Here is a 16,327-nt window from a genome sequence, read left to right as displayed (position 1 = left end):
AGTTGAAGCTGCCGGGCATGGCTACCAATTTCTATCGCACCCAGGTCGCCAACCACCTGCTGATCGGGATCCGCGCCATGGAAAAGCTGCGCGACATGCCGCTGGAGCGAATCCATTCCCGGAAACTGCGGTCGTTCAGCGAGACGGCATTTCTCTGAGTGGCAGCAGCACGCCAGCGGACGCGGGTTTTCGCGCTTGGGGCGAAAAAGGCTTGATCTGCCCGGAAAAACCGTGTGTAGCAGGCGATATGCCGCAAAAGGCGCAATTTGTGGGCCCGGTGGAACAGGGCAAGAGGAGACAGACCATGGCTACGGCTTCTGCAAAACCGATGACCAAGACCCAGCTGGTGGCGACCCTCGCTGAAGAGATGGGTGCGGACAAGAAATCGGCTTCGGCCGCTCTGGATGCGATCGTGGCGATCGTCACGCGCGAGGTTGCTGGCGGTGGCGCCGTGACCTTGCCGGGGATTGGCAAGATCGCTTGCCGTGCCCGTCCCGAGCGTCAGGTCCGCAATCCGCAGACGCAGGAAATGATGACCAAACCTGCCGACAAGCAGGTCAAGGTCACGATCGCGAAGGCGCTGAAGGACAGCGTCAACAGCTGATTCCGCGCTGCTGCGCAAGGATGCAAAGGGTCGTGCCGGTGGCACGGCCCTTTTTCTTTGGGCTTCACGCCGAAAGACCGCTCTGCTAGCCGTTTTGCATGACCTGCATGACCTGCATGAAAGAGGCACTTCATGGACATTCGCGCACTCCTGATGGGCCTCGGCTTTGCCGTGATGTGGGCCTCGGCCTTTACCTCGACCCGGATGATCGTGACCGAGGCGCCGCCTCTGCTGTCCCTGGCCCTGCGCTTTGCCCTGTCGGGCAGTGTCGGCATCGCCGTGGCGCTGGCCATGGGGCAGACGTGGCGGGGGCTGACGCGGGCGCAGTGGCGGGCCGTGATCGTGCTGGGCTTGTGCCAGAATGCGCTCTACCTGGGGCTGAACTGGATGGCGATGCAGTGGATCGAGGCGGGCCTCGCCTCGATCATTGCGGCCACGATGCCGCTGATGGTGGCCTTCCTCGGATGGACGCTGATGGGGGAGAGGCTGCGTCCCATGGGCGTGGCAGGGCTGCTGCTGGGGGTGACAGGGGTGGCGATCATCATGGGCGCACGCTTGCAGGGCGGCAGCGACCTGACGGGCATTGCCATGTGCTTTGCCGCCGCGCTTGCCCTGGCCGTCGCGACGCTGACCGTTCGGGGCGCCAGTTCCGGCGGCAACGTGATGATGGTGGTCGGGTTGCAGATGCTGGTCGGCGCCCTGACGCTGGGCCTGATCGCCCCTTGGTTCGAGACGTGGGAGGTCGCCTATACCCCGCGTCTGGTCTGGGCGTTTCTTTACACTGTCCTTGTGCCGGGGCTGCTGGCAACCTGGGTCTGGTTCCTGCTGGTGGGACGGATCGGTGCCGTTCGTGCGGCCACGTTCCATTTCCTGACCCCGTTTTTCGGCGTGGCAACAGCGGCGTTGTTCCTGGGCGAGGCGCTGGGCGCAGGTGACGTTCTGGGTGTCGCCATCATCATGGTGGGCATCCTCGCTGTCCAGCTGTCCAAGGCCCCGCCTGTCAGGCGTCCCCCGCCCCCTTGAAGGGCCGTGGATCCCGAACGGCCTGCACGGCGTTTTCCTGATAATCTTCGCGGTAACCCGGAGCGACTGCCACGTTGATTTTCATGAAATGTTCGCCATCTTGGATTCATGCGCGCTGATCAGATTCTTCACCCGACCAAGGCCGGACTTTACTGTCCTCCCGGTGATTTTTTCATTGATCCGGTTCAGCCCGTTCCCCGTGCGTTGATTACCCATGGCCACGGGGATCACGCCCGTGCGGGACATGGCGCCGTTCTAGCCACCCAGCAGACGCTGGACATCATGGCCATCCGCTATGGAGAGGATTTCACCCACTCCCGGCAAGTGGCTGATGGACAGGTCCGCGTGGGGGATGTCACCGTCAGTTTTCATCCGGCAGGCCATATTCTGGGTTCGGCACAGATTGCGGTTCAGCCCGGGAATGGCCCCCGGATTGTTGTTTCGGGTGACTATTGTCGCGCCCCCAATCCCGTTTGTGCACCCTACGAACCTGTGCCATGTGATATCTTCGTGACCGAGGCGACCTTTGGCCTACCCGTTTTTCGGCATCCCGACCCGTTGTCGGAAATGGCGCGCCTGATCGCCAGCATGGCCGAGTTCCCCGAGCGCCAGCACCTGATCGGCGCTTATGCCCTGGGCAAGGCGCAGCGCGTCATTGTCTTGGCACGTCTGGCCGGCATTGACGGACCCATCGCCATCCATGGGGCGCTGCAGCGATTGTGCGATTTTCACGTGGAACAGGGAATCGATTTGGGACCCCTCGTTCCGGCGACGGCCAAGACCGTGAACGCGCAATTGATCATCGCGCCGCCTTCGGCCTTTGCCAGCGCCTGGGTCCAGCGCTTTCGGGATCCGGTAATCGGCTTTGCCTCGGGATGGATGACGGTTCGCGCGCGTGCGCGTCAGCGGGCGGTCGAGTTGCCCCTGGTCATCAGCGACCATGTCGATTGGCCGCAGGTCACGCAGACGATCCGCGAACTGGCCCCCGAGGAGGTCTGGATCACCCATGGGACGGAAGACGGGCTGATGCGCTGGTGCGAGCTGGAGGGCATCCCGTCGCGCCCCTTGCGGCTGGTGGGCTATGAGGACGAGCCCGAATGAAGGCTTTTGCGCATCTTCTGGAACGTCTGGCCTTTACCGCCGCCCGCAATGCCAAGCTGCGCCTGTTGCGCCATTATTTCGAGGCGACAGGTGATCCCGATCGGGGCTATGCCTTGGCCGCGTTGACCGGTGATCTGAAGCTGCGGGCGGTGACGCCAAGCCTCTTGCGCGGGCTGATGGCCGAACGGGTCGACGAACAGCTGTTTGCCATGTCCTATGATTTCGTGGGCGACCTGGCGGAAACCATTGCGCTGCTGTGGGAGACTGACCGGGATGAGGACGTGCCCCTGCACCAAGCCGTGGCCCTGTTGTCGGACACCGGCAAGGCTGGCCTGCCCAGGGCCATCGCGGGGATGCTGGACCGCCTTGGTCCGTCGCAGCGGTTGGCCTTTCTGAAGCTGGCCACCGGCAATCTGCGCGTCGGCCTGTCCGCCCGCATGGCCCGCATGGCTCTGGCCGAGATGGGGGCGCCCGAGGTCAAGGATCTGGAAGAGATCTGGCACGGGCTGACGCCACCTTACCTGCCGCTGTTTGCCTGGATCGCAGGCGGGGAGCGCCCGGAACATGCCGCCCGTGCGCCCTTTCGCCCCGTCATGCTGTCCACGCCGGTTGATCTGGATCAGCTGCGGGCTTTCGATCCGGGTGATTATACCGCCGAATGGAAATGGGACGGTATCCGGGTGCAGGCGATCAATGATGGCGGCACACGGCGGCTTTACAGCCGCACGGGCGAAGATGTCGGCGCGGCATTTCCCGACCTGCTGGAGTCGTTGAACTTTGACGGAGCGGTTGACGGGGAACTGCTGGTCCGCCGGGGACCGGAAGTGGCACCTTTCGGCGACCTGCAAAAGCGACTGGGCCGCAAGGTTGTCGGGCGTGCCATGCTGGACAGCCACCCGGCCGGTATGCGTGTTTATGACATCATGATCTGGCAAGGACGCGACCTGCGCGACCTGCCGCACCAGGAGCGTCGTGCCATTCTGGAAGCGGCCGATTTCGGCAGCGACCGGATCGATGTTTCTCCCTTGTTGCCGTTCAGGACCTGGGACGATCTGGCGGCCTTGCGCGCCGATCCCCCCAGCATCGTCATCGAGGGGGTGATGATCAAGCACCGTGACAGTTCTTATGTGGGCGGGCGCCCGCGGGGACCGTGGTTCAAGTGGAAACGCGATCCGATGGTGGTGGATGCGGTGATGCTTTATGCACAGCGCGGGCATGGCAAGCGATCGGGCTTTTACAGCGATTTCACCTTTGGCCTCTGGGATGAGGGACAGCTGGTACCTGTCGGCAAGGCTTATTTCGGCTTCACGGATGAAGAACTGCGTGAACTGGACCGGTTCGTGCGAAACAACACGACCGAGCGTTTTGGCCCTGTTCGCGCCGTCAGCCCCCAACTGGTTCTGGAGGTCGCGTTCGAGGGGCTGAACGCCTCACCTCGCCACAAGTCAGGCGTGGCGATGCGTTTCCCACGGATCAGCCGCATCCGGTGGGACAAACCCGCGAACGAGGCCGACCATCTTGAAGCGCTGAAGGCGATGATCCCGTGACCCTGCCGCCCGTGTTTCAGGATTGGTTCGCCCGGCAGGGCTGGCAGCCGCATCCCCACCAGCTGGCCCTGCTGGAGGCGCGGCAGGACAGTCTGCTGATCGCGCCCACGGGGGGCGGCAAGACCCTTGCCGGGTTCCTGCCTTCGCTGGTCGACCTGCAGGCGCCCTTCAAGGGGATGCATACCCTCTATGTCTCGCCACTCAAGGCCCTGACGGCGGATATCGCGCGCAATCTGGCGCGTCCGGTGGCGGAACTGGGACTGGATGTCAGGATCGAGGATCGCACCGGCGACACGCGCGCCAGCCAGCGGGCCCGCCAGCGGGTCGATCCGCCCGATATCCTGCTGACGACCCCGGAATCCTTGGCGCTGATGCTGTCCTATGAACAGGCACCCTTGATCTTTGGCAGCCTGCGGCGCGTGGTCCTGGATGAATTGCATGCCTTGGCGGAAAACAAGCGCGGCGATCAGCTGATGCTCTGCCTGGCCCGGCTGCGGGCCTTGGCCCCAGACCTGATCGTGACGGGCCTTTCAGCAACGGTCGAGGAGCCGTCCCGGCTGGCCGACTTCATGGGAGGGGCGCGGATCATCCATGCCGATCCCGGCCCCGATCCCGACATCGCCATGCTGCCCACAGGACGGTCTGCTCCCTGGGCGGGCGGGGGCGGTCATTACGCCGTTCCCGACGTGCTGGCCGAAATTGCGCGCGCCACGACGACGATCATCTTCATGAACACGCGCGCCCAGGCCGAGTTGTTCTTTCAAGCCCTTTGGGCCGAGAACGAAGACAACCTGCCCATCGGCCTGCACCACGGCAGCCTGGCACGGGAGGCGCGGCAGCGGGTCGAGGCGGCAATGGCCGCAGGCGAATTGCGGGCGGTGGTGGCAACGGGCAGCCTGGATCTGGGGATCGACTGGGGGGCGGTTGATCTGGTCATTCAGGTGGGCGCCCCCAAGAACGTCAAGCGTCTGGTCCAGCGCATCGGGCGGGCGAACCACCGCTATAATGCCCCTAGCAAGGCACGAATCGTAGCGGCGAACCGCTTCGAGGTGATCGAATGCATCGCCGCTCTCGACGCGGTGCGCGAACGGGATCTGGACGGGGATCCGCGCGGTCCCGGACCTTTGGACGTGCTCTGCCAGCACATCCTGCTGACGGCCTGTGCCGGACCTTTCGATGCAGAAGCGCTGTATCATGAGGTAAGGAACGCCGGTCCCTATGCAACGTTGTCGCGGGATGATTTCGATGCCTGCCTGGATTTCGCGGCGACAGGAGGTTATGCCCTTCGCGCCTATGACCGATGGCAGCGGTTGATGCAGCGTGACGGTCTGTGGCGGTTGCGCGATCCCCGCGCCGCACGAGATCTGCGCATGAACATTGGCACCATTGTCGAACCGGAGTCGCTGAAGGTCCGCTTTCGCGGGCGGGGCGGGGCCTTGCTGGGCGAAGTTGAAGAAGGTTTTGCCGCCTCGCTCGAGCCGGGCGATACCTTTCTGATCGGCGGCCAGACCGTACGCTATGATGCCTTGCGGGAAATGGTCGTGGAGGTCACGAAACAGCCCGCCAAGGAACCCAAGATCGCGCTGTATTCCGGGCTGAAACTGGCGACGTCGACCCAGCTCTCGCACCGGGTGCAGGCGTTGATCGGGGATCCGGCCCGGCACGGCGCCCTGCCACCCGATACGCGCGACTGGCTGGCCCTGCAGGCGCGCCTCAGCACCTTGCCTGCTGCGGGAACGCTGGTCTGCGAAACGTTCCCGCGCAATGGTCGCTGGCATTTCTCGCTGTTCGGTTTTGCCGGGCGCAACGCGATGCAGACGCTTGGCCTGCTGTTGACGCGCACGATGGAGGTGGCAGGGCTTGGACCCTTGGGCTTCATCGCGACGGATTATGCTCTGCTGATCTGGTCCCTGGATGCAGTCAACGACCCTGTGCCTTTGCTGGACCGGACAGCCCTTCGTGAAGGGCTGGGGGACTGGCTGGGCAGCAATGCGGTGATGAAGCGCAGTTTCCGCAATGTCGCGACGATCGGGGGGCTGATCCAGCGCAACCTGCCGGGAAGCCGCAAGTCGGGCAGGCAGGCGACGTTTTCCAGCGACATCCTGTACGACACGCTGCGCAGGTATGACCCGGGTCACCTGATGTTGCGGATCACCGCAGACGAAGCGCGGCGGGGGCTTGTGGATTTTGACCGAATCGAGGAAATGCTGGACCGCTCGGACCGACTGGAGCACCGGATGCTGGATCGCGTCTCGCCCTTGGCAGCGCCATTGCTGCTGGAATACGGGCGCGTTCCCATTGCCGGCCACGGGATCGAGCGTCTGGCCGAGGCGGAAGCGGCGGCCCTGATGGCAGAGGCAGGATTGACGTGACAGCCTATTCCTTCGAGTTTGACGGTCGGCGGCTGGAGGCGCGGGCTTCGGGCGCGTTGTTCTGGCCTGCGCAACGCTGGCTGATCGTGGCCGATCTGCATCTGGGCAAGTCCGAGCGGATGGCCAGGCGCGGGGGCGCCCTACTGCCCCCTTACGAAACCGAAGCGACGCTGGACCGGCTGGCAGCCGAGATTGCCGCTACCGATCCTGCTGTTGTGGTCAGCCTTGGCGACGGTTTTGACGACGATGCGGCGGGCCGGGCCCTGCCTGACAAGATCTGCGCCCGCATCAGCACCTTGGCGGAGGGGCGTCGCTGGATCTGGGTGACGGGCAATCACGACCCTGGTGCCATTTGTCCCCGTCTGCCTGGCGACACTGCCGAGGAGGTGCGTGAAGGGTTGTTGTTGCGCCACGAAGCAGATGAAGGACCGGATATTTCCGGGCATTTTCATCCCTGCATTCGTCTGGCCGGGCGTCGTTTGCGCTGCTTTCTGACAGGCCCGCAGCATCTGATCCTGCCGGCTTTTGGAACTTACACCGGAGGATTGGATGTCGGCGATCCGGTTCTTAAGGCGCTTGTCCCTCAGGGGGTTGCGCTCGCTTGCGGGTCACGTCCCATTCCGGTGCCTGTAGGCCAGAGCCCGGGATCTCGCCGGTCCGCCCGATTTCCCGCATAAGAAAAGCCAGCCTTCCCCAGCTGACCTTTTTTCGGTCTTGCGACGCGGTCAGAACTTGAAGTTCACGCCGATGGCAATGTTGCTGTGTTTGGGGGTGACACGGGTGGAACCTTCGCCAACTGCCAAAGGCGTCCTGATGTCTGTCGAGTCATACTCGTGATGGCTGTACTGGCCGAATGCGGAGATCCGCTGATTGATGGCCCGTTCGACACCAAGACCTATGACATAACCGGTTGCACCGAAATCTTCGGAGCTTGCGCTGGTCACCACTGACCCGGGCGCGGTGCCGGTTGTCTCGAAGGAATAGTTGAACTCGCCTCGGCTGATGCCTGCGATGCCATAAACCAGGGTCGCAGGATTGACCAGATACCCGGTTTTCATGGTCAGGTTGACAAGATAGCGGATCTCGTTCGAGACGGTGGTGTCGTAGTCAAAGCCGTCGAGGAAAAAGCTTCCGCTTTCGCTGTCATCGACAGAGCCCCCTTCGATCGAAAGGCTGGGACCAAAGACCCAGTTGTTGCGCTGCCAGCGGTATCCGGCATGAACGGCTCCGGTCACGCCCCCGATCTTGACGTTGACGATATCCGTCGCACGTCCCAGCAGTCCGTCATCGTCGGAGGCTTGCAGACCGACCTCGTCATTGCTGCCAAAGGAATAGCCAAGGGAGGCCCCTGCATATGCGCCCTGCCAAGGCATGACAGGGGCAATGGCAGAAACTGGGGCCGGAGCGGCCTCGATGATCGGCACGACGGCGCCACCGGCCGATGCTGCGCCGGCGCCGCTGATCATGATGGCAGTGACACCTGCCGACGACAGGGCGAATCTGAGGGACATGGCGCACTCCTGAATCTGAAGGCCACAGAAGATGACGTAGCCAAGCTGCTGATGAATTCGCGGCAAGTAAGCCAGATTACATTTGTTTAATCAAATGAAACGAGCGCGCCTTGTCTGCATCTTCGAACTGGCAGGATCTTCGTGATCTATGTGCAACAGTGGCCGTGACAGAGATCAGGTGTCCAGGTTCTCCACATTGAGTGCGTTCTGCTGGATAAACTCGCGCCGCGGCTCGACCACATCACCCATCAGCTTGGTGAACAGGTCCTCGGCTTCGGCCACATCTTCGATACGAACCTGCAACATGGTGCGCGCCACCGGGTCCAACGTGGTTTCCCACAGTTGTTCGGGGTTCATCTCTCCCAGACCCTTGTATCGCTGCAATGACAGTCCTTTCTCGCCTTCGAGGAAGATGGCCTGCAGCAGTCCCAGAGGGCCATGGATCGGCTGGTCACGGTCCTTGCGGATCAGGCGCGCGGGCCTGCCATAGATGTCCTGAAGCGACTGGGTCATCTCGCCCAGACGGCGGCTTTCGCCGCTGCGCAGCATCTGCCCATCCAAGGTCCGGTTTTCCTCGACCCCACGAAGTGTACGAGAAAGACGGATACCGGCGTCCTGCGTGGGACGCCCCTGCCAGCCGCGCTCGTATTCTTCGGCAATAAGATCCAGGCGGGTGGCAATGTCGGACGCCACGCCTTGTGCATCCTGATCAATCCGCCCCGACACCAGGGCCCCCGCAATGGCGGCCTGTTCGGTGATATGCGGCGGGTAATGGGTTGGGTAGGCGCGCAGGATACGGCGTGCCGTCCGGGCCTCCTCGACCACGCGTGCCAGATCGTTGCCGGTGATCTCCTCACCCGACGACAGCCTCAACGCCGCGCCCTCTACACCTTGCTGGATCAGGTATTCCTCCAGCGCGGCTTCGTTCTTGAGATAAACCTCGGACCGACCGCGGCCCACCTTGTAAAGGGGAGGCTGCGCAATATAAAGATGCCCCGCCTCGATCAGGTCCGGCATCTGCCGAAAGAAGAAGGTCAGCAGCAGCGTCCTGATATGTGCACCGTCCACATCGGCGTCCGTCATGATGACGATCTTGTGGTAGCGCAGTTTCTTGAGGCTGAACTCATCCCGCCCGATCCCCGTGCCAAGGGCGGTGATCAACGTTCCGATCTGGTCGCTGCCCAGCATCCTGTCGAAACGCGCCCGTTCCACATTCAGGATCTTGCCGCGCAGGGGCAGGACGGCCTGGTTCTGCCGCGACCGACCTTGCTTGGCCGAGCCGCCGGCCGAGTCACCCTCGACTATGAAGAGCTCGGACAGCGCAGGGTCCTTTTCCTGACAGTCCGCCAGCTTGCCCGGAAGGGAGGCCACATCCATCGCGGTCTTGCGGCGCGTCAGCTCGCGCGCGCGGCGGGCCGCTTCTCGTGCCAGCGCCGCTTCGATGATCTTGCCGACGATCTGGCGGGCTTCTGTCGGGTTTTCCTCGAACCATTCGGCCAGCTTTTCACCGACCAGCCCCTCGACTGCCGGGCGAACCTCGCTGCTGACCAGCTTGTCCTTGGTCTGACTCGAGAATTTGGGATCGGGAACCTTGACCGACAGCACGCAGGTCAGCCCTTCGCGTGCGTCATCCCCGGTGAATTCAACCTTTTCCTTTTTGGCGATTCCGCTGTCCTGTGCATATTTTCCGATGACCCGGGTCAGGGCGCCGCGAAAGCCCGCCATATGGGTGCCGCCATCGCGCTGCGGGATGTTGTTGGTGAAAGGCAGCACCGTTTCGTGATAGCTGTCGTTCCACCACATCGCCACTTCGACGCCGATGCCGTTCTTTTCCCCGGTGATGAAGATCGGCTGCGGCATGACCGAGGTCTTGGATCGGTCGAGGTACTTCACGAACTCCCGCACGCCGCCTTCATAGAACAGCTCGGTCTTCTGCACCTCGGCGTGACGCTCATCTTCAAGGATGATGCGGACACCGCTGTTCAGGAAGGCCAGTTCGCGCAGCCGGTTCTCGAGCGTCTTGAAGCTGTAGTCCAGGTTGCTGAACGTGCCTTCGGGATGATTGATCTTGGTTGAAGCCATGAAGCGCACCTCGGTGCCCTTCTGGCCGGGGGCGTCGCCGACCACGCGAAGGTGCTCGACCGTGTCGCCGTGTTCGAAACGGACGTAGTATTCCTTGTCGTTGCGCCAGATGCGCAGTTCGAGCCAATCCGACAGCGCATTCACGACCGAAACGCCCACGCCGTGCAGGCCGCCCGATACCTTGTAGCTGTTCTGGTCGAATTTTCCGCCCGCGTGCAACTGGGTCATGATGACCTCGGCCGCGCTGACGCCTTCGGACTGGTGCATGTCGACCGGAATGCCGCGCCCGTTGTCGCGCACGCTGACGCTGCTGTCCGCGTGGATCTTGACCTGCACGAAGTCGGCATGACCTGCCAATGCCTCGTCGATACCGTTGTCCACGACCTCGTAAACCATGTGATGCAGGCCGGACCCGTCATCGGTGTCGCCGATATACATTCCGGGGCGTTTGCGCACCGCCTCCAACCCCTTGAGAACCTTGATGGAATCAGCGCCATATTCGGCAGGTTGGGATACGGTGTCGGTCATGCGTCAAGCTTCCTGTTCGTGCTGTGTGAATATAGGCATTCCGACCGGCAAAGTCACGGCTTTCACCATGTTTTTCAGCGATTCTAGTGGTTTTTCCCAAGCCTACTGGACAGGGCAGGGAGGTCGGGATCAGGGGCAGGGAAACAACAGTTCACTCTACTTCGTTTGCCACGGATCCGTTGTCGGTTCTGGTGACCGCCAAGCGCCGGGCGCGGGAACCGAACGCTTCGAACAGTTCCGGCCCCGTGCCCGTCAACAGGCTTTGCGCAGGAAGAGCCGTGATGCGGTCATACAGCGCCGCACGACGGTCGGCATCCAGATGGGCCGCCACCTCGTCCAACAGCAGCAGCACGGGCTCATCGGACAGCGCACGGGCATTGGCCAGCATCAGCGACAGCAACAGCGCCTTCTGTTCTCCGGTCGAGGATTGGGCGGCAGGCATGTCATGCGGGCCCCAGAGGGCCCCCAGATCCGCGCGATGGGGTCCGGTCAAAGTACGCCCCGCAGCCAGATCGCGCGAACGCATCATGGCCATGCGCGCGGCGATGCTGTCAGCATCCGGGTCGTCGGCCTGTCCCTCGCCCGGCAGCAGGGTCAAACGGGCGGACGGAAAATCCTCACCGCCCTCCTGTGCCGCCATGATGGCGGCCATTGCATCCTGCCGATTGCGGGTCAGTGCGGCACCAGCCTCGGCCATCTGCCCCTCCAAGGCGCGATACCACCCCGGATCGGCCACCTGGTCACGCAAAAGGCGGTTGCGCTCGCGCATCGCCTTTTCATAAGCAAGCGCCATATCGGCATGGTCCGGCATAAGGCTCAGCGTCACGCGATCCAGAAAGCGCCGCCTCACCTCCGGGGCATCCGACCACAGGCGATCCATGGCAGGCACCAGCCAGATCACCCGGACCAATCGAGCCAGTGCCGTTTGCGGAACCGGCTTGTCGTCGATGATGACGGTGCGGGCCAGAGCGGGCAGGGCGGCTGTCTCGACCTCGTGGCCGGTCAGCCGGGCCCGGATGCGCCAGCCTGCGTCCTTGCCTTGCCGCGCCTGTTCCGGAGCAGCAGCGGCGCGGAGCCCGCGCCCCGGGGCCAGCATGGACACCGCTTCGAGGATGTTCGTCTTGCCGGAACCATTCGGCCCAAAGATCGCCAACGGCCGCGCGTCCAGCCCAAGCTCCAGCACGGGCCAAGACCGGAACTGCGCAAGCCGCAGCTGTTGCAGTGTCACACGCGCATCGGCATGACGACATAAACCGCGCTTTGGTCGCTTCCTTCGCGAATCAAGGCGGCGTCGCCCGAGCCGTTGAACAGAAAGACCGCGTTGTCGCGATCCACCTGGCTGGCAATTTCCTGAAGGTACTTGGCGTTGAAGCCGATTTCCAATGGTTCGTCACCATAGGCCACGATCAGCTCTTCCTCGGCCGCGCCCGCATCCGGGGCGTTGACGGACAAGACCAGACGATCGGCGTCCAGCGCCAGCTTGACGGCACGCGATCGCTCGCTGCTGACGGTGGCGACACGATCCACAGCCCGAGCAAAATCGCTGGCGTCCACTTCGAGCTTGCGGGTGTTGTTGACCGGGATGACGCGGCTGTAGTCCGGGAAGGTTCCGTCGATGACCTTCGATGTCAGCGTGATTGTTGGCGTCGCGAAACGCACCTTGGTTTCGCTGACCGAAACGGCAATCTCGGCTTCGTCGTCATCGAGCAGCTTGCGCAGTTCGCCCACGGTCTTGCGCGGCACGATCACACCCGGCATGTCCTCTGCACCGGCAGGCAAGGGGGCATCGATACGCGCCAGCCGATGACCATCCGTCGCGACGCAGCGCAGGACGGGTCCGTCCTCGGACTGGGCGACATGCATATAGACACCGTTCAGGTAATAGCGCGTTTCCTCGGTCGAAATCGCGAATTTCGACTTGTCGAACAGCCGTCTCAGCACCCCGGCGGGGGCTTGGAAGTTCGCACTGTATTCGCTGGAGGCCATGACTGGAAAATCGCTGCGGGGCAGGGTGGCCAGGTTGAAGCTGGAACGTCCGGCCTGCACCGACAGCCGGCCCGATTCGTCGTCGCTGGCCAACTGGACCAGAGAGCCGTCGGGCAGCTTGCGCGCGATCTCGTTCAGCATGACGGCGCTGACGGTGGTGGCGCCCGGACGTTCCACCTGGGCCATCGCGCTGTCCACGACCTCGGTATCGAGATCGGTGGCACGGAAGCTGACCCCATCGGGTGTCGCCTCGATCAGCACATTGGCCAGGATCGGGATGGTGTTTCGGCGCTCGACCACGGATTGCGCCTGGGACACGGCCTTGACCAGAACGGCGCGTTCGATCGAGAATTTCATCAGCTTCCCCTGTCACATCGGCCCATCGGCCCGTTCGTCGGACCTGATGTGTAACCGCCCGCGCCAGCGGTCACAAGATTTTCGTGTTCAGGCCTCCAGCATGCGCTTGAGCACGGCGATATCCTCGACCATGGCGCTGTCATCGGCCAGAAGTTCCTCGATCTTGCGAACGCCATGCATGATCGTGGTGTGGTCGCGCCCGCCAAAGCGGCGGCCGATCTCGGGGAGGCTGCGGCTGGTCAGTTGCTTGGACAGATACATGGCGATCTGGCGCGGGCGGGCCACGTTGCGGGCGCGCTTGGGGCCCATCATGTCGGCCAGACGGATGTTGTAGTGCTCGGCCACCTTGCGCTGGATGTCGTCGATGTTGATCTTGCGGTCATTGGTGCGAAGGATGTCGGCCAGACATTCCTGCGCCACCTCCAGCGTAATCTCGCGGCGCAACAGGCTGGCATGCGCGAACAGGCGCTGCAGCGCACCCTCCAGCACGCGGACGTTGGTGGTGATGCGATGGGCCAGGAATTCCAGAACTCCGGCCCCGATCTCCAGGTCGGGCTGCTGGGCGCGGAAGACCTCGGTCTTGGACTGCAGGATGCCGAGGCGCAGTTCGTAGGTGGTCGGGTGCAAGTCCACGATCAGACCGCAGGACAGGCGCGACTTGATGCGCTCCTCCAAGCCCTTGATCTCGGCCGGAGCGCGGTCGGCGGAAATGACGATCTGCTTGCCCTGATCGACCAGCGCGTTGAATGTGTGGAAGAATTCTTCCTGGGTACTATCCTTGCCGGCGATGAACTGGACGTCATCGACCATCAGCATGTTCACGTTCCGGAACATCCCCTTGAAGTCCATGATCGTGCTTTCACGCAGGGCCTGCACGAAACGGTACATGAATTGTTCGGCCGACAGGTACAGGACCTGTGCGGACGGATGGCGGGCCTGATAATCATGCGCGATCGCGTGCATCAGGTGCGTCTTGCCCAGACCCACGCCGCCATAAAGGAACAACGGGTTGAAGCCGACAGGACCGCCCTCGGCCACACGGCGCGCGGCGGCATGGGCCAGTTCGTTCGGTTTGCCGACAACGAAATTCCCAAAAACATAACGCGGGTCCAAGGGCGCCCCCAGATCTGCGCGGGGGGCCATACGGGTGGTGGGCGCCTCGGTGACAACGCCACCAACCGTTGCGGTCGCTTGGGCCGTGGGACGAACGGCCGCATGGCCGATCTCGAAACGCAGGCGCTCGACGGGCGCGCCGGCGCGATTCAGCACCGCCATGATGTCATTGGCAAAATGCCGGCTGACCCAGTCCGAGATGAAGCGCGTGGGACTGGCAAAAAGCGCGGCCCCTTCGTCGATCCCGGTCAGGCGAAGCGGCTTGATCCAGTGATTGTAGTTGTTCGGCCCGACGCTTCTTTCAAGCTCGGCGCATGCCTGACCCCAGATCCTGTCCATCATAAGCCTCGTTTTCCCGTGCCTGTCCCCAATCCCCGCCGGACAATCCGACGGGACAGAACGCGCATCGCCCGGGTGGGTGACAACAGAAACAGAAAGGCCCTGCGACCGAATCGAGGTCGCATGGTGGCTCCAGCCATTTCCATTCACAGACACAGACCCCGCAGCAGCCAGTGGCAGCCGACTGCCGAGAATCCGAAGGCGAAAGACAGTGTCCCATCCTTGCCCGGCCGTTTTTCCGAACCGACCGCAAGATCGGTACAGAGGTCCGGCCCGTCCCCCAAGGCGACGTGAATCGCAAGGATGAAACTAGACCCTCGCAGCGGACATCCGCAATCGAACTATGCGCTTGACAGCAGCTTGTCCCAATCGAATCTGCGAGCCCATTGACTCAATTGCGTATTTTCAAACCGCGTTGTTTTTGCAACAGAAATCTGGTTATTGCAGTTGCAGAAACAAAAATCGGGCGCGCAGCAAAGGCTGGCACCCGATCCTTGGAATCGTAATATTCCTGCATGTTTCACAGGGAAACGGACCCTGCGAAAAGCGGCCTTACTGGGCCGAAAGTGCCTGCACGCGGGCAGCCAGACGCGAGACTTTCCGCGATGCAGTATTCTTGTGCACCACACCCTTGGTCACGCCACGCATCAGTTCGGGCTGGGCGTTCTTCAGGGCTTCTTGGGCTGCCTGGGCATTGCCCGAAGCAATCGCCTCTTCGACCTTGCGCAGATAGGTACGGATACGCGAGCGGCGAGCCTTGTTGACATCGGTGCGACGCTCGATCTGGCGGGCGCGTTTCTTGGACTGGGGCGTATTGGCCATGGGTCGAATCCTATCAGGTCAGTTGCATTTCATTCACGCAAAAGACCCATGACGCCGTTCTGATCCCAGAACGGACATGATTCTTGCCAAAGCGGGCCCACGCGCATGTAAGCGTGGGCCTATAGGACAGGATCGCGGAAAAGAAAAGCCTTTTCCGTCACCCTCATCAGCGGTCGCGGAACTGGGCTTCGCGCTTTTCCAGAAAGGCGGCCATCCCCTCCTTCTGGTCCTCGGTCGCGAAAAGGGCATGAAAGGCCCGCCGTTCGAACAGAAGCCCTTCACGTAGCGTTGTTTCATATGCGCGGTTCACGGTCTCCTTGACGGTCTTGGCCGTGATGCGGGATTTTTCGGCAATCTTGCGGGCTGCCGTCATGGCTTCCGGAATCAACTTTGTCGTGGGAACGACGCGGCTGACAAGGCCCGAACGCTCGGCCTCGGCCGCATCCATGAAGCGGCCGGTCAGGTTCATGTCCATGGCCTTGGATTTTCCGACGAAGCGGGTCAGGCGCTGCGTGCCGCCAATGCCCGCAACGACGCCCAGGTTGATCTCGGGCTGACCGAACTTGGCGTTTTCGGCGCAGATGATGAAGTCGCAAACCATCGCCAGCTCGCATCCTCCGCCCAGGGCATAGCCGCTGACGGCCGCAATGATCGGCTTGCGGACACGCGTGATGGCCTCGATCTGGGCGCCGAAGAGGTCCTCCTCGTAAACCTCGACATAGGACTTGGTGGACATCTCCTTGATGTCGGCACCGGCGGCAAAGGCCTTTTCGCTGCCGGTCAGCACGATGCACCGCACCTTGTCGTTGCGGTCGGCATCGGCCAGGGCGGTAGACAGCTCGTCCAGAAGCGTGGCGTTCAGCGCGTTGAGCGCTTCGGGACGGTTCAGCCGGATCAGGGCGACCTCGTCCTCGATCTCCACGATGATGGTTTCGTAAGCCA

The 16,327-nt window shown here is 62.7% G+C and carries 13 protein-coding genes and 1 pseudogene; 7 read left to right on the top strand and 7 right to left on the bottom strand.

The window, feature by feature from the left end; genetic code table 11:
- The 7 genes and pseudogenes from ACLHHB_RS04800 to pdeM all read left to right on the top strand — a co-directional run.
- Positions 1–158: pseudogene (locus ACLHHB_RS04800) on the top strand (AMP nucleosidase); the annotation flags it as partial.
- A 146-nt stretch (positions 159–304) separates the two neighbouring features.
- Positions 305–604 (top strand): HU family DNA-binding protein, encoded by a 300-nt coding sequence (locus ACLHHB_RS04795; RefSeq protein WP_410217147.1) that lies wholly within the window; start codon positions 305–307, stop codon positions 602–604.
- A 132-nt stretch (positions 605–736) separates the two neighbouring features.
- The gene (locus ACLHHB_RS04790) at positions 737–1,627 is read left to right on the top strand and encodes a DMT family transporter (RefSeq protein WP_410217146.1); all 891 of its coding nucleotides are present in this window, start codon (positions 737–739) and stop codon (positions 1,625–1,627) included.
- 108 nt (positions 1,628–1,735) lie between these two features.
- On the top strand, positions 1,736–2,728 hold the full coding sequence (locus ACLHHB_RS04785) for a ligase-associated DNA damage response exonuclease (protein ID WP_410217145.1): 993 nt from the start codon (positions 1,736–1,738) through the stop codon (positions 2,726–2,728).
- Complete coding sequence (locus tag ACLHHB_RS04780; protein WP_410217144.1) at positions 2,725–4,275, top strand: cisplatin damage response ATP-dependent DNA ligase; 1,551 nt, start codon at positions 2,725–2,727, stop codon at positions 4,273–4,275. The genes ACLHHB_RS04785 and ACLHHB_RS04780 overlap by 4 nt, the downstream gene beginning before the upstream one ends.
- Complete coding sequence (locus tag ACLHHB_RS04775) at positions 4,272–6,647, top strand: ligase-associated DNA damage response DEXH box helicase (RefSeq protein WP_410217143.1); 2,376 nt, start codon at positions 4,272–4,274, stop codon at positions 6,645–6,647. The genes ACLHHB_RS04780 and ACLHHB_RS04775 overlap by 4 nt, the downstream gene beginning before the upstream one ends.
- Complete coding sequence (gene pdeM / locus ACLHHB_RS04770; protein ID WP_410217142.1) at positions 6,644–7,324, top strand: ligase-associated DNA damage response endonuclease PdeM; 681 nt, start codon at positions 6,644–6,646, stop codon at positions 7,322–7,324. Before ACLHHB_RS04775 ends, pdeM begins: the two co-directional genes overlap by 4 nt.
- Positions 7,325–7,372: 48 nt before the next feature.
- On the opposite strand, the gene ACLHHB_RS04765 is transcribed toward pdeM, so the two are convergent.
- From ACLHHB_RS04765 to ACLHHB_RS04735, 7 genes are all read right to left on the bottom strand, one after another.
- Positions 7,373–8,158, bottom strand: coding sequence for an outer membrane protein (locus tag ACLHHB_RS04765; protein WP_410217141.1), 786 nt, complete (start codon positions 8,156–8,158; stop codon positions 7,373–7,375).
- Positions 8,159–8,332: 174 nt separating this feature from the next.
- Entirely contained in the window at positions 8,333–10,768 is a 2,436-nt protein-coding gene (gene gyrB, locus ACLHHB_RS04760) for a DNA topoisomerase (ATP-hydrolyzing) subunit B (RefSeq protein ID WP_410217140.1), read from the bottom strand.
- 151 nt (positions 10,769–10,919) lie between these two features.
- Positions 10,920–11,996, bottom strand: coding sequence for a DNA replication/repair protein RecF (gene recF / locus ACLHHB_RS04755; protein WP_410217139.1), 1,077 nt, complete (start codon positions 11,994–11,996; stop codon positions 10,920–10,922).
- Complete coding sequence (gene dnaN / locus ACLHHB_RS04750) at positions 11,993–13,111, bottom strand: DNA polymerase III subunit beta (protein WP_410217138.1); 1,119 nt, start codon at positions 13,109–13,111, stop codon at positions 11,993–11,995. Before dnaN ends, recF begins: the two co-directional genes overlap by 4 nt.
- A gap of 87 nt (positions 13,112–13,198) precedes the next feature.
- Positions 13,199–14,566 carry a chromosomal replication initiator protein DnaA gene (dnaA, locus tag ACLHHB_RS04745; RefSeq protein WP_410217137.1) on the bottom strand — a complete coding sequence of 456 codons (1,368 nt, stop codon included), beginning with the start codon at positions 14,564–14,566 and terminating at the stop codon, positions 13,199–13,201.
- A 549-nt stretch (positions 14,567–15,115) separates the two neighbouring features.
- The gene (gene rpsT, locus ACLHHB_RS04740; RefSeq protein ID WP_410217136.1) at positions 15,116–15,385 is read right to left on the bottom strand and encodes a 30S ribosomal protein S20; all 270 of its coding nucleotides are present in this window, start codon (positions 15,383–15,385) and stop codon (positions 15,116–15,118) included.
- 166 nt (positions 15,386–15,551) lie between these two features.
- Positions 15,552–16,327: enoyl-CoA hydratase (locus ACLHHB_RS04735; protein WP_410217135.1), on the bottom strand; the 776-nt coding region annotated here is incomplete at its 5' end.

Source organism: Paracoccus sp. (in: a-proteobacteria) (assembly GCF_046462195.1).
Taxonomy (GTDB): Bacteria; Pseudomonadota; Alphaproteobacteria; order Rhodobacterales; family Rhodobacteraceae; genus Paracoccus.
The sequence above is the reverse complement of the archived record's forward strand: the minus strand, read 5'-3'. Positions and strand labels throughout refer to the sequence as shown.

Excerpts from the sequence above, each read along its gene's own strand:
- ACLHHB_RS04795 (WP_410217147.1), top strand. The coding sequence starts at position 305 with ATGGCTACGGCTTCTGCAAAACCGATGACCAAGACCCAGCTGGTGGCG.
- ACLHHB_RS04790 (WP_410217146.1), top strand. The coding sequence starts at position 737 with ATGGACATTCGCGCACTCCTGATGGGCCTCGGCTTTGCCGTGATGTGG.
- ACLHHB_RS04785 (WP_410217145.1), top strand. The coding sequence starts at position 1,736 with ATGCGCGCTGATCAGATTCTTCACCCGACCAAGGCCGGACTTTACTGT.
- ACLHHB_RS04780 (WP_410217144.1), top strand. The coding sequence starts at position 2,725 with ATGAAGGCTTTTGCGCATCTTCTGGAACGTCTGGCCTTTACCGCCGCC.
- ACLHHB_RS04765 (WP_410217141.1), bottom strand. The coding sequence starts at position 8,158 with ATGTCCCTCAGATTCGCCCTGTCGTCGGCAGGTGTCACTGCCATCATG.
- gyrB (WP_410217140.1), bottom strand. The coding sequence starts at position 10,768 with ATGACCGACACCGTATCCCAACCTGCCGAATATGGCGCTGATTCCATC.
- dnaN (WP_410217138.1), bottom strand. The coding sequence starts at position 13,111 with ATGAAATTCTCGATCGAACGCGCCGTTCTGGTCAAGGCCGTGTCCCAG.
- dnaA (WP_410217137.1), bottom strand. The coding sequence starts at position 14,566 with ATGATGGACAGGATCTGGGGTCAGGCATGCGCCGAGCTTGAAAGAAGC.
- rpsT (WP_410217136.1), bottom strand. The coding sequence starts at position 15,385 with ATGGCCAATACGCCCCAGTCCAAGAAACGCGCCCGCCAGATCGAGCGT.